At 59.7% G+C, this 14133-nt stretch carries 12 protein-coding genes; 10 read left to right on the plus strand and 2 right to left on the minus strand.

Annotated elements, in window-relative coordinates:
• Positions 1-71 precede the first annotated feature (71 nt).
• From TU84_RS16985 to TU84_RS17015, 7 genes are all read left to right on the plus strand, one after another.
• The gene (locus TU84_RS16985) at positions 72-1418 is read left to right on the plus strand and encodes a M16 family metallopeptidase (protein WP_048370997.1); all 1347 of its coding nucleotides are present in this window, start codon (positions 72-74) and stop codon (positions 1416-1418) included.
• Positions 1411-2844, plus strand: a complete 1434-nt coding sequence (locus tag TU84_RS16990) for a M16 family metallopeptidase (RefSeq protein ID WP_048370998.1) — start codon at positions 1411-1413, stop codon at positions 2842-2844. Before TU84_RS16985 ends, TU84_RS16990 begins: the two co-directional genes overlap by 8 nt.
• A gap of 82 nt (positions 2845-2926) precedes the next feature.
• Positions 2927-4282, plus strand: coding sequence for a M16 family metallopeptidase (locus tag TU84_RS16995; RefSeq protein WP_048371001.1), 1356 nt, complete (start codon positions 2927-2929; stop codon positions 4280-4282).
• Positions 4275-5819, plus strand: coding sequence for a M16 family metallopeptidase (locus TU84_RS17000; protein ID WP_048371003.1), 1545 nt, complete (start codon positions 4275-4277; stop codon positions 5817-5819). Before TU84_RS16995 ends, TU84_RS17000 begins: the two co-directional genes overlap by 8 nt.
• Positions 5820-5863: 44 nt before the next feature.
• Positions 5864-6859 (plus strand): hydrolase, encoded by a 996-nt coding sequence (locus TU84_RS17005; protein ID WP_048371200.1) that lies wholly within the window; start codon positions 5864-5866, stop codon positions 6857-6859.
• Positions 6859-7704, plus strand: coding sequence for an AraC family transcriptional regulator (locus tag TU84_RS17010; protein WP_048371005.1), 846 nt, complete (start codon positions 6859-6861; stop codon positions 7702-7704). Before TU84_RS17005 ends, TU84_RS17010 begins: the two co-directional genes overlap by 1 nt.
• Positions 7705-8049: 345 nt before the next feature.
• Positions 8050-8319 carry a hypothetical protein gene (locus tag TU84_RS17015; RefSeq protein WP_048371007.1) on the plus strand — a complete coding sequence of 90 codons (270 nt, stop codon included), beginning with the start codon at positions 8050-8052 and terminating at the stop codon, positions 8317-8319.
• A gap of 438 nt (positions 8320-8757) precedes the next feature.
• Here TU84_RS17015 and TU84_RS17020 read toward each other — a convergent pair whose 3' ends face one another.
• Positions 8758-9612 (minus strand): sulfurtransferase, encoded by an 855-nt coding sequence (locus TU84_RS17020; RefSeq protein ID WP_048371009.1) that lies wholly within the window; start codon positions 9610-9612, stop codon positions 8758-8760.
• Between the two features lie 30 nt (positions 9613-9642).
• On the minus strand, positions 9643-10311 hold the full coding sequence (locus TU84_RS17025; RefSeq protein ID WP_048371011.1) for a TetR/AcrR family transcriptional regulator: 669 nt from the start codon (positions 10309-10311) through the stop codon (positions 9643-9645).
• 156 nt (positions 10312-10467) lie between these two features.
• Between TU84_RS17025 and TU84_RS17030 the strand changes: the two genes are divergently transcribed.
• Genes TU84_RS17030 through TU84_RS17040 form a run of 3 tightly spaced genes read left to right on the plus strand, consistent with a single transcriptional unit; the run spans position 10468 to position 14095 of the window.
• A complete protein-coding gene (locus TU84_RS17030; RefSeq protein WP_048371013.1) occupies positions 10468-11898 on the plus strand; it encodes a coniferyl aldehyde dehydrogenase in 1431 nt (476 codons plus the stop codon).
• A gap of 22 nt (positions 11899-11920) precedes the next feature.
• Positions 11921-12466, plus strand: coding sequence for a hypothetical protein (locus tag TU84_RS17035; protein WP_048371015.1), 546 nt, complete (start codon positions 11921-11923; stop codon positions 12464-12466).
• A gap of 33 nt (positions 12467-12499) precedes the next feature.
• Positions 12500-14095, plus strand: coding sequence for a GMC family oxidoreductase (locus TU84_RS17040; protein WP_048371017.1), 1596 nt, complete (start codon positions 12500-12502; stop codon positions 14093-14095).
• Positions 14096-14133 lie beyond the last annotated feature (38 nt).

Consider the following 14133-nt stretch of genomic DNA (forward strand, 5'->3'; position numbering starts at 1 on the left):
CCGCCTAGCAGTACCCGCCTTGATCCAACCTGTTCTGACCTTATTTACAGAACACTCAAGGATCCTTGCGGATGAAATCCTCTCTTTTGTTTCGCTGGCTAATCACCTTGTGGTTGCCAGCGACCGCCTGCGCCCACGCGGCACCGGTTACCCACACGTTTACCCTCGACAACGGCCTAAAGGTCATTGTTCGCGAGGACCACCGCGCTCCCGTGGTGGCCTCGCAGCTTTGGTACAAAGTCGGCGCCAGTTATGAGCAGGAAGGGCAAACCGGCTTGTCCCATGCTCTGGAACACATGGTCTTCAAAGGCAGCAGCAAACTGCCCCGGGGCGAAGCCTTAAAAGTGCTTGAATCGCTGGGCGTCAGCGCCAACGCAATCACGCGCCCCGATGCAACGCTTTACACACAGTTGCAGGCCACCAACCGCCTTGCGGTGTCACTCGAAATCCTTGCAGACCAAATGGTCAGCGCACGCTGGAGTGACGCCCAATTAAACATCGAACGGCTGATCATCCAGAGAGAACGCCGTTCGACAGTCGACAGCAACCTGTGGAACTTGCTCAATGAGCGGGTCAAAACCATTGGTCATGTGGCAAGTACCTACAAGAACCCTGTGCTGGGCTGGATGCATGACATCAACCGGCTGAACAACCCGCTGCTCATGCAGTGGTATCAAGACTGGTATGCACCCAACAATGCCGTGCTGGTCATCGTCGGCGATGTGACGCTGGAGCAGGCCAAAGCACTGGTGACGCAACAGTTCGGCGCAATCGCTGCGCGCCCCTTGCCCACGGTCAAGCGCCCCATTGAATTGACCCATCTGGGCCGACGCGGGCTGCACCTTCGCTTGCCCAGCCCCAATGCAAAGCTGGTGATGGCCTTTAATGTGCCCAGTTTAAACACCGCACAAGACCCGCAAACCGCCTTTGGCCTGTTACTGCTCAACGAACTGCTGGCCAGCAGCGACAGCTCGCTCATCAAAGCCAGCCTGATGCATCAACAAGGCGTGCTGGCCGGGACGTACTCCCATTACGACCTGCTGAACCGGGGCGATGGCCTGCTCAGGATCTGGGCCGAAATCAGTCCGTCACGCACCGAGTCACCGGAGGCGGTTGAAGCCTTGATCTGGACACAGCTCAAAGCGCTCAAAGCCGCCCCGGTCAGTGCGCAAACGCTGGACCGCGCCAAGCGCAGGATCATCACCAAACGCCTGTACGCCCACGACCAGATCGAGAAGCAGGCCAGCGAAATAGGTGAATTGGAAAGCATCGGGCTGCCCTGGTCGACCCTCGACGCACAGGAACTAGCCCTGCAAACCCTGACGCCTGCTGACATCCAGCAATTGGCCACAACCTACCTCACCGAAAACCGCTTCAGCGCCGCCTACATGCCAAGGCCGGAGAAAAAACATGACTAATGCCTTCACGTTGACACGCCACCCTTTGGTGCCATTGGCACTTATTGCCACCCTGCTGCTGAGCCTTTGCCTGAACGCTCAGGCACAGGCAACAGAAGGCCCAACAACGGCCTTGCAGAGTTTGCAAACCCTGGATGACAGCCACATTGCAGCTCGCCCGCTGAGCATTCGTGCCTATGCGACCCACGAACGCACCCGCGTGCTTTTTATTGAGACCCACGCGCTGCCCATCGTCGATATCAGCGTGCGTTTCTCGGCGGGCAGCAGCCGTGATGGCGCTTTACCAGGGCTGGCGAACCTGACCTTGAAGCTCTTGAACCAGGGAGTTGAAGGCATGGACGCCAAGGCTATCGCCGAGACGTTTGACCAATTGGGCGCACAACTGACGGCTTCGGTAGACAAGGATGAAGCACGGTTAACCCTGCGCACACTGAGTGACGGCGAGACACGCAAGGCGGCGATTGACCTGTTCACGCGGCTGATCGCACAGCCCGCTTTTGCCCCGGACGCCGTCGAGCGGACCAAAGCGTCGGCGCTCAATGCCATCGGGCTGGTGCAGCAAAACCCGACAGCGCGCCTGCAACAGACGCTGCATGCGCATGTGTATGGCAATCACCCTTATGCCCGCCCCGTCGAAGGTAACGCCCAGAGCCTGGCCTTGATAGACGCCGGGAAAGTCCGGGGCTTTCATCAAAACGCCTACACCGCGGCCAACGCGCTGCTGGTCATCGTGGGGGACATTTCAAATGATGAAGCCACAGACCTGAGCATCGCGATCAGCCAGGCCCTGCCCCAAGGCCCCGCACTGGCGCCTGTTGAACTGGCCATGGACCTGACATCACCGCCCGGCCATACACACCTCGAAGCCCCCTACAGCCAGACCTTGATCATGCTGGCGCAGCCGAGCGTACCGGCGAACCACCCGGATTACGTGGCGTTGCAAGTGGCCAGCCTGATATTCGGCGGTTCCAACAGCAGTCGTCTGATCAATGAGCTGCGCCACAAGCGCGGGCTGAGCTACGCCGCCTCGGCCTTTATACCGCTCTGGCAAGCGGGCGGGCCCTGGACCATCAGCCTGCAAACCGCCCCCGATCAGCAGGATGCCACCCTCGCGCTGGTCAAAACGCTGTTTGCCGAGTGGCTGCGCGACGGCCCCACCGAAGAGGAATTGGTCGCCGTCAAACGACGGTTGGCAGGCAACTTGCCGCTGACCAGCGCCAGCAATGCACAAATGGTTCAACAGTTGCTGCTTATGGGGGCCCACGACCTGCCCCGAAATTTCGACGCGCTGGTCATGCACGCCCAAAAGCTGTCGCGTCAAGACATCAAAGACGCCATCAATCGTTACTCCAGGGCCGATAAATGGAAGGTCGCAAGCCTCGGCCCAACGGTCGAACAACGCCCCTTGTCAGCCGTTCAACCCTGAGCGTATTGCGTACTTATGTAACGCACCTGCCGCCCGGGTTTATCGCAACCTGTCCTGACGAACCCTCGTCAGGACACCCACCATGAAAAGACTCATCGCCGGGCTGCTGCTCGGCGTCATGCTCCATCCCCTGCTGGCATCGGCCAGCAGCCCACCGCCCATTCATGAGTTCACACTCGATAACGGGCTCAAAATCATTGTTTACGAAGACCACAACGCCAGCCTGGTGCTGACCCACTTGTGGTATCGCATCGGGTCAAATCAGGAAGAGCCGGGCCAAACCGGCGTGTCCCATGCGGTGGAACACATGCTGTTCAATGGCAGCAGCAAGCTCTGCACAGGCGAGTCAGGCCATATTTTGCAGAATCTGGGCGGCAGCCAAAATGCCATGACCCTGAATGACGCCACGCTGTTTTTCCACACCGTGCCCCCGCATGCGCTGGGTGTCAGCTTTGAAATGCTGGCGGACCAAATGAGTACGGCTCACCTGTCTGCGACGGTTTGGAGCGGCGAACGTGAAATCATCAAAAACGAGCGCACCGAAGCCTCTGATCACCACCCCATCAAGCGCGCCATCGAAGTCCCCCGGCGCCTGGCCCTGCCGGCCAGCGCAGCAGGCAACCCGATCATTGGCTGGCGGCATGATCTGGACCGCCTGCAAACCGAAGAGGTAAAGCGCTGGTATCAACGCTGGTATGCCCCCAACAACGCGGTGCTGGTGGTCGTCGGTGACATCACCCCCCAGCAGGTCAAACAACTGGCCGAACGGTATTTCGGCCCTATTGCCCGCCGGGCGCTGCCCTACAGCTCAACCCCCATCGACCTGGCGATGCCCGGCGAGCGCAGCATCACGCACTACATCCCCCAGCAAATACCCGTGCTGTACATGGCCTTCAATGTGCCGAGCCTCGCCACTCAAACAGACCCGCGAACAGCACCGGCACTGGAGCTGATTTCCGAAATGCTGGGCGGCGCAAACAGCTCGCTGTTCGAGTCGTTATTGGTGCGCAAGGAAGGCTTGGCAGACACCACCACTGTTCATTACCAGGCGGTCAGCCTCGGCGATGAGCTGTTCAACATCAGCGCGCTGCCCAACCTCGAAACAGCCGTTTCGCTTGAAACGCTCAAGGCACTCCAGACGCGGATTCTGGCCATTATCGACTCATTGAAAACCGCCCCGCCAAGCCTTGAAGACCTCGAACGCGCGCGGACTCAGATCACGGCACGGCGCGTGTTCGAGCAGGATGAGCCGCAAAACCGCGCCCTGCAGATTGGCATGCTGGAAATGGCCGGGCTGTCCTGGCGCACCGAACAGGCACGGCTCGATGCCTTGAACGCCATCACCCCGCAAGACATTCAACGCACAGCGCAGACCTTTCTGGTCGCAGACCGGTTAATCACCAGCTACGCGCTGCCTGAGGAGTCAGCTCATGAATAATGCCCAACGTATCGCACGCGGCACCCTCGTCTGCCTGTTCGCACTGTCGGGCATTTTTTTGGCGGCGGGCTGTTACGTGCGTGCAGCAGACATGCCCGGCCCCACATTACCGTTGCAATCGCTGCGCGAACTTAAAGAACCCGCAGGCGTGCCCCACGCGCCCAGCATCCAGTCATGGACACTCAAGCAAGGCAGCCGCGTGCTGTTTGTGGAAAATCATCATTTGCCCATGGTCGACCTGAAAATCAGCTTTGCCGCGGGCAGTTATTACGATGGCGAAACACCGGGGCTGGCGGCCATGACCCAGGCCCTGTTCAGCGTCGATTCGGCGCGCAAACCTGCCGACGAGATCGCCCGCGGGTTTAACCGGTACGGCGCGCTAATAACCCACGGGATCAATGCCGAGCAAAGCTACCTGACCCTCAGAAGCCTGAGCGCACCCGAGGTGCTTGCCCCGGTGCTGAGCCTGTTTACCGAAACCCTGACACAGCGCTCTTTCAGCGAGCAGAACTTGTCTCGAATAAGGCGATCCTTGCAGGCAGACCTCACGCTTGAGCAAGTGTTTGCCCAGGCGCGAGCGCTGGCCAAGATTCGTGAAGAGCTGTACCCCGGTCAGCCGTTATCGCGCTCAGTCAACGGCACCCACGACAGTCTTCAACGCATACAAGCCGCGCAGGTTCGCAGTTTTTTTCAGCGGGCCTATACCGCAGCCAACGCCCAAATGGTGATCGTCGGCGACCTCACGCCCGAGCAAGCCAAATTACTCAGCCAAACCTTAGCCGACGCGCTGCCGCAAGGGCCGGCGCTGCCCGCGCCGCAAAGGTTTGTCACTCAGGTCAACACTGGCAGAACCCTGCACATTGAAGACAGCACGAGCCAGACCTTGCTGGTCATGGCACACAATGTTGTGCCCAATCAGCACCCGGATTCACTGGCCCTGCAGGTAGCCAATGTGATGTTCAATGGCGTTTTAAATAATCAACTACGCGAGAAACACAGCGTCACCTACGGAGTGCAGTCCGATATCGAACATGCCCAAGGCGCCACGGCCTGGATCACCCAGTTCAATACGCCGCCCCACTACAGTGAGCAAGCCTTGGCCCATGCCAAAACGCTGTTTGAGCAGTTCCTCAAGGATGGGCCCACGCAAGAGCAGCTGGACAGCATCAAGAAATACCTGCGTCAGGCGCTGCCACAACTGCTCGCGACCAACAGGAACCTGCTCAAGGAACTGGAGGACATCAACCGTTTCGACCACACCCTGGACTTCACTCACAAAATAACCGAGATCCAGAAAATGACCGCCGGACAGATAAAAGCCGCCATGAACCGGCACATGAACGCCGATGCCTGGGTCACCCTCACCCTCGGCCCCAGCGTTGCCCAGCAAGCTCTGCCCGAGGTCAGCATGAGTGAGAACAACGGACAGCCGCTGTGCAATTCGACCAATTGGATGAGCACCGCACAACACACACTGCTTGGGCCGCAGGCCGCGTTGTGGCAACTTAAGCACTTTCCGATACCTGTCACCGACTGAGAACTTAAGTGCGCGCCCTCGCTTCCCCTGCGTTACCCGTGGAACTGTTCACACCAGCTTCTGGCCTCGGCAACCCTCATTTGCAAACGCTGTGGGGGCCGCTGTGGCGCACCAAACCTGTTGTTGAACATCAACGCGAGCGCCTGTGGCTCGAAGATGGCGACTTTCTCGACCTGGACTGGCACGGTACGCCGTCAGCCCATGAACCACTGGTGCTGGTGCTGCATGGCCTGACCGGCTCCTCGGCTTCTCACTACATTGCAGGCCAGCAGAGCGCCCTGGCAAAACAGGGCTGGGCCAGCGTGGCCCTGAACTGGCGCGGGTGTTCGGGGGAGCCCAACCTGCTGGCACGCAGCTACCACTCCGGCGCCAGTGAAGACCTGGCCGCGACCGTTGCGCATTTGCGGGCGCGCTACCCGCTGGCGCCGATCTATGCCGTAGGTTACTCACTGGGCGGCAACGTGCTGCTTAAATACCTGGGCGAATCGGGCAGCGCCAGCGGCCTGCAAGGTGGCGTCGCGGTCTCGGTGCCGTTTCGCCTCGACCAGTGCGCCGACCGCATCGGCATGGGCTTCTCCAAGGTGTACCAGGCGCACTTCATGCGTGAAATGGTGGCCTACGTCAAAATCAAACAGCGCCAGTTCCAACAGGACGCCAAGCACGAAGCGCTGGCCGCACTGGCCAAGCTGGGCACCCTCAAATCGCTGAGCAAACTGCGCACCTTTTGGGAGTTCGACGACCGGGTCACCGCGCCGCTCAACGGTTATCAGAGCGTCGACGACTATTACCGCCGCGCCTCCAGCCGCTACTTCCTGGGCGCCATTGAAACGCCCACGCTGATCATCCAGTCCGAGGATGATCCGTTTGTGTTCAAACACAGCATCCCCGAAGCCAGCGAACTGTCCGCCTGCACCGAACTTGAGCTGCACACCAAGGGCGGCCATGTGGGTTTCGTTGAGGGCTCGCCGAGAACGCCCAGGTACTACCTGGAACGACGCATTCCACAGTGGTTGGCCAGCCTCAAGCCTGAGTCTGCGTAATGAATGTGGAGCAAGGTGAGTCCATCCACTTTTGGCAAACGGCGCCGTTGAACGGCGTCGAATTGCTCACCGCGCGCTACATCGAACACCGCTTTGTGCCCCATGTGCATGATGGTTTTGTGATCGGCATGATCATGGACGGCGCCCAGCGCTATCGCTATCGCGGTGCAGAGCACCTGGCTGGCACCGGCACACTGGTGTTGATCAACCCGGACGAAGTGCATAACGGCCACAAAGGCCATGATGCCGGGTGGCGCTACCGTGCGTTCTACCCGGACAACGAGCAAATCCAAAGTCTGATGGAAGAGCTGAACTTGCCCGGCACCCACCTGCCCACTTTCAACGACACCCTGCTGCACGACCCGGAGCTGTTTCACGGGTTGCAGCAACTGCATCATTTGCTGGAAGGGCCGGAGTCGGCGCTGCATCAACAAACGCTCTGGCGACAAATGATGCTCGCCCTGCTCAACCGCCATGCCCGCCTGCCGATGCCGGCCAAGCCTGGCGTGGAACACCGGGCGGTGCGCCAGGCCAAGGAGCTGCTGCAATCGCGGCTGGCCGAACCGCCCTCGCTGGAAGAACTGGCGGCGGCGGTTAACTTGTCGCCCTTCCACTTTGCCCGCGTGTTCCAGCGCGCCACGGGCATGCCGCCGCACACCTGGCTGATGCAACAACGCATCGCCCATGCCCGCGGCTTGTTGCAACAAGGCTGCTTACCGCTGCAAGTCGCTACACAACTGGGTTTTGCCGACCAAAGCCATTTGAGCCGCCAGTTCAAAAAAGTCTACGGCGTCGGCCCGGCGGCCTACCGAGCGGCCAGTGCACAGCACGTACAAAGCCTGTAGACGGTGGTGTTGCAGATTTTTGGTGCCCACAAAATTGCCGGATTATTCGCACAGCTTTGCCAATTGCTGCCATTGCGCCGTGGCGCCTATAGTCAGCGTTCGCCTAAAAGGGCGACCGGGTTTGGCGACCTGGAGATGGAATTTTGGAAACCTAATGGTTGTTGTATTGGGCTAAGCGTGTATTTTGCTCGCAATGCTTTATGGCTACTGTGCGTGGGAGATCTTCGGGTCTGCCGGTTGTTTCCTAAATTCTCCCGGTTCGCCAACCCGCGCACGGTAGCCACCCATTTTTTGTTTGGCGACGAAAAGTGAGTGGCCTGAATGAAGAGTTTAGGAGAAGCACTTATGAACGAATTGACATACATCCCGCTTACCGCCATCGACTGCCTTACCCCCGCCTTGCTCATCGATCGCAACGCCCCTCTCGACGTATTGCACGCCAATGCCACCGCCCGCGTACTGGCTGTGACCCAAATGATGGAAACCTTCTCCAGTCGCGAAGTTCAAGACGCTGATGCCATTGATCTCAAACAGTTAGCCACCACCGCAATGATATTGCTGCGTGACGGTTGCGATCTGCTCAATGTTTTGGGCTGGCGTTTGCAACCGAAATAATTCACGCGAAGGCAAAACCGTGCAGGAGCTGTCGCCCCGTCTTCTACGCCGCGCTGGCGTAGCAAACAGGCCACCGACAATCGACAGCATCCCCCAATCAGTTCCCTCTCCTTCGGGAGAGGGCTAGGGTGAGGGGGCTTTTGATTCTTTTAAAGATCAAAAGATCGCGAGGCAAGCTCGCTCCTACGGAGTTATGCCTGCACGTTTGGCGGCGGTCTGCGGCCCGCATCGCTACAACAAAACCGTGTAGGAGCGAGCTTGTCTCGCGAGCTTTTAAAGATCAAAAGATCGCGAGGCAAGCTCGCTCCTACGGAGTGTTGCCTGCACGTTTGGCGGCGGTCTGCGGCCCGCATCGCTGCATCAGAACCGTGTAGGAGCGAGCTTGTCTCGCGAGCTTTTAAAGATCAAAAGATCGCGAGCAAGCTCGCTCCTACGGGGTCAATCCCCGGTTGCGACACCTCGTGCCGGGTCGTTGATCCATTCGCTCCATGAACCCGCATACAGTTTGCCCAGCGGGTAGCCCGCCAATCCCAATGCAAACAGGTTGTGGCACGCCGTCACGCCCGAGCCGCAATACGCCACCAGTTCATCCGGCGAGCGGCCCGCCAGTTGTTCGGCAAATCGCTGTTTAAGTTGCTCGGCTGGCAAGAAGCGCCCGCTGCTGTCGAGGTTTTCATTGAACGCCGCACATTGCGCCCCAGGGATATGCCCGGCAATCGGGTCAATCGGCTCAACCTCGCCGCGAAAACGTGGCTTGGCGCGAGCGTCGATCAGGGTCAACCCCGGCTGGCCCAAGCGCGCTTGCAATTGCTCAGCGCTCAGCACCAAGTGGCTATCCGGCTGACCATCAAAGGTGCCAGGCACAACATCGGGCTCGTCCGTGGTCAGTTTGAAACCCGCCGCATGCCAAGCCTTTAACCCGCCATCGAGAATAAACACGCCATCGCGCTTGCCCAGCCACGCCAGCAACCACCACGCACGGGCCGCAAATGCACCGGGACCATCGTCATACAGCACCACATCGCTGTCCTGGTTGATGCCCCATGCCCGCAGTTGTTCAAGCAAGGCGGACGGTTCAGGCAACGGATGGCGCCCCGTGACGCCTTTAATCACCGGGCCGCTGAGGTGACGCTCAAGGTCGGCAAATTGCGCACCGGCAATATGGCCTTCAACATAACTGCTGTGCCCGTATTCCGGGTCTTCCAGGGCAAAACGGCAATCCAGAATGACCAATCCGGGGTGCGCCTGACGTTCGTTCAGGGCTTGAGGGCTGATCAGTTGCGCAACGGGCATGGCGAACTCCTGAGGGGGATGGGAACAGCGCTACTGTACGACCAATGTCTTTTGCAATGGAACGTAATATTCCTTGAGCAACTCATCAACCGCAGCACGGTACGGCGGCGTTACATAGCCCGATTCCAGTATCAGCAGTTGGTAGATTCCGCGGGTCAGCGCCTCTTCGGACAGGTGGGTGGCGTTCTCGCGCGTGGTGCACAAAAACCCCACCCAGGACGTCAGGATGATCCAGGCATTGAGCGTCAGCGATTCGATTTGCTGGGGCGTCATGTCGAGAATGCCCGCCTGCACAAACCCCGAATAAATGGCTTGGCCCTGAGCCAGGCATTGCGTGGAAAAGCACCGATAACGCACGGCCAGTTCAGAGTCGCTGAGCAGCAGGTGTTCAATGTCACGGTACAAAAAGCGGTAACGCCACATGGCATTGAGCAGGTGCTTCAAGTAGTCGCGTTTGTCGCTGACGTCAGGCAAACGACCCTCGGGCGGGCGCAGAAAGTCCAGCACCAGCACCTCGTACTCGCTAAACAGCACCGAGATAATCGCCTGCTTGTTGGGGAAGTGGTAATACAGATTACCCGGCGAAATCTCCATGTGAGCCGCAATGTGGTTGGTGCTGACATTGCGTTCACCCAGCTGGTTAAACAACTCCAGGCTGGTATTGATGATGCGCTGGCTGGTTTTTAATCGTGCGGCCATGGATTGGTCTTCGATGAATATCGAAAAACATCTTAAAGCCTAACCACCGTGGCTCAAACAGCCCGAGTGGCAGACCCCCAATTGACAACATAGAGCGCAGGCTCTAAAAACATCTTGGCTCTTACGAGAACCCCAAACATCCGCAGGGAGCGAACGATGTCTACCGACAGTGCCCACCGCCACAGTTCCTCCAGCGCCTTGGACGATCTTCACAGCCTTCTCGCCCTGCAGCGAAAGGCCTATACAGCTCATCCGCTCCCACCAATAGCACAACGCCAGCAATGGTTGAAGAGCCTGCGTGTATTGCTGAGCCGCGAGCGCGAAGTGTTGATTGACGCCATCAGCCAGGACTTCAGCCACCGCAGCCCCGACGAAACCTTGTTTGCCGAGCTGATGCCCAGCTTGCAGGGCATTGACTACACCCTCAAACACCTCAAACGCTGGATGAAGCCGTCATCGCGTCATGTGGGCGTGATGTTCCAGCCCGCCAGCGCCAAGGTGGTGTATCAGCCCGTGGGCGTGGTGGGTGTAATCGTGCCGTGGAACTACCCGCTGTATTTGGCCATGGGGCCTTTGATCGGCGCTTTGGCGGCGGGCAATCGGGTGATGCTCAAACTCAGTGAGTACACGCCAGCCACCGGTCGTTTGCTCAAAGACCTGCTGGGGCGGATTTTCCCCGAGGACATGGTTGCTGTGGTGTTGGGCGACGCCGAGGTTGCCGTGGCGTTCTCCGGACTGCCCTTCGACCACCTGCTGTTCACGGGTTCGACCTATGTCGGCAAGCAGGTGATGCGTGCCGCCGCCGATAACCTGACCCCGGTGACGCTGGAGTTGGGCGGCAAATCCCCTGCGATCGTTTCGGCTGAGGTGCCACTCAAAGACGCCGCCCGGCGCATTGCCTGGGGCAAAACCCTGAACGCCGGGCAAACCTGCATCGCGCCCGACTATGTGCTAGTGCCGCACGAGCGGGTCGACGGGTTTATCGAGGCTTACCGCCAGGCCGTACTCGATTTTTATCCAACGCTGGCCGACAACCCCGACTACACCGCCATCATCAGCGAGCGCCAATTGGCGCGGCTTGAGCACCTGCAAACAGACGCCAGCGAAAAAGGCGCCCGGCTGATCCCGCTCTATGCCCAAGGCCAGGGGCGGCGCATGCCCCACGCGTTGCTGCTGAATGTGAACGACCAGATGCAGGTCATGCAGGACGAGATCTTCGGCCCGCTGCTGCCTGTTGTCGCGTACAGCACGCTCGATGAAGCGCTTGCCTACATCAACTCAAGACCTCGCCCACTCGCGCTCTATTACTTCGGGTACAACAAGGCCGAACAACAGCGCGTCATCGAAGACACCCACTCGGGCGGCGTCTGCATTAACGACACGCTGCTGCACGTGGCCATCGACGACCTGCCGTTTGGCGGCATCGGCCAGAGCGGGATGGGGCGTTACCACGGGCACGAAGGTTTCCTGACGTTCAGCCACGCCAAAGGGGTGTTGAGCAAACAGCGCTGGAACAGTTCGCTGGCGATTTACCCGCCGTATGGCCGGTCGCTGGTACGCCTGATTCAAAAGCTGTTTATCCGATAGCCTCAAACGGCGAGACCAAGCCATGCCGGAATTTCTGGAAGAACCGACGCTACTGTCCCGCCGTGGCGTTTTAAAAGTCGGCCTTTGCGCCTCGGCTTTTCTGGCCACTGCCGGGCTGGGCGCCAGCCTCAGCGGCTGCTCGGCTACTTTCAGCGCTCGGGGTTTCAGGGTGCTGCGCAGCACAGACCTGGTGTTTTTACAGGCGCTGGTGCCGGTGATGCTGGCGGGTAGCATTTCGCACACCTCCCTGCCGGGAGCGACAGACGCCACCTTGCACACGCTGGACAACAACCTGGCTCACCTCTCGCCAGAGCTGCTCAAGCTGACCTTGCAGCTATTCGACGTGCTGGCCATGCCCGTCACTCGCGGCCCGCTCACGGGGCTTTGGAGCAGCTGGGAGAAGACCACCCCCGATCAAATCCGCTACTTCCTGCATCGCTGGCAAAACAGCAGCTTGAGCCTGTTGCGCATGGGCCATGCCTCGTTGCTGCAACTGGTGATGATGAGCGGCTACGAAAAGCCCGAGTTGTGGCCCCATTGCGGGTATCCCGGCCCGCCGACGATTTGATTCACACAATAATAATTTTCATGAGACGTCCTTATGCCTGTACCCGATCTATTCCGCGAAGGCCTGGCACGCGGATGGAAAACCCATAACGGCTCAACCCTCGACAACGACCTGACGCTGGAAGCCGACATTGCCATTATTGGCAGCGGCGCCGGGGGCGGCACGACGGCTGAAATCCTCAGTAATGCGGGCTTCAAAGTGCTGCTGATCGAAGAAGGACCGCTCAAGACCAGCAGCGATTTCAAGCTGCTCGAAGGCGAGGCCTACACCAGCCTGTATCAGGAAGGCATCGGGCGCATGAGCAAAGACGGCGCCATCAGCATCCTGCAAGGCCGCGCGGTGGGCGGGACGACCCTGGTCAACTGGACCTCAAGCTTTCGCACCCCGGCGCCGACGCTGGAGCACTGGGCCCGCGAGCATGCGGTCAGCGGCCACAGCGAAGCCGCCATGGCGCCCTGGTTTGCGCAGATGGAGCAACGGCTCGGCGTGGCCCCGTGGTTGGTCCCGCCCAACGCCAACAACGAGGTGATCCGCACCGGCTGTGAAAAGCTCGGCTACCGCTGGCATGTGATCCCGCGCAATGTGCGCGGCTGCTGGAACCTCGGTTATTGCGGCATGGGCTGCCCGACCAATGCCAAGCAGTCGATGCTGGTGACGACCATCCCCGCGACCCTCGAAAACGGCGGCGAGCTGCTGTATCTGGCCCGCGCCCAGCGTTTGTTGATTGCAGGTGATCAGGTCACCGGCCTGGAGTGCCAAGCCATGGACAGGCGCAGCGTGGCGCCCACAGGCTGCACCATTACGGTCAAGGCGCGGCATTACGTGCTGGCGGGCGGCGGCATCAACAGCCCCGGCCTGCTATTGCGCTCAGAGGCGCCCGACCCGTTCAGGCGAGTGGGCAAGCGTACGTTTCTGCACCTGGTCAACTTCTCGGCCGCGCAGTTTGCGACGGCGATCAATCCGTTTTACGGCGCCCCGCAGTCGATTTACACAGACCACTTTCAGTGGCAAGACGGCGCAACCGGTCCCATGGGCTACAAACTCGAAGTGCCGCCCTTGCACCCGGCGCTGGCCGCCACCTTGTTTGGCGGCTACGGCGAAACCAACGCAGAACACATGGCGCAACTGCCCAACACCCACATGATGCTGGCCCTGATGCGCGACGGCTTTCACCCCGACAGCCCCGGCGGCAACGTTGAATTACGCAGTGACGGCAGCCCCGTGCTCGATTACAGCGTCACACCCTATAGCTGGGACGGGCTCAGGCGGGCGTTCCACAGCATGGCCGAGATCCAGTTTGCCGCCGGAGCCAGCGCGGTGATGCCGTTGCACAGCGATGCGCGTTACCTGAAAACCCTGGGCGAAACCCGCGAGCACATCAATAACCTGAGCCTTGAGCGGTATCGAACGCGCCTGGCCAGCGCCCATGTGATGGGCGGCTGCGCCATGGGGGAAAACCCGCACATGGCGGTCACCGACAGCCTTGGGCGCCATCATCAGTTACGCAATCTGTCGATCCATGATGGCTCTTTGTTCCCCACCAGCATCGGCGCCAACCCACAATTGTCGGTGTACGCACTCACCGCCAAACTCGCGACAGAGCTGGCCCAACGGCTTAAAAATCCGTGAAAAAGGAGTTAACTGGCGGCGTCTATAGTGCTTTCTTC

The organism is Pseudomonas helleri, assembly GCF_001043025.1.
GTDB lineage: Bacteria > Pseudomonadota > Gammaproteobacteria > Pseudomonadales > Pseudomonadaceae > Aquipseudomonas > Aquipseudomonas helleri.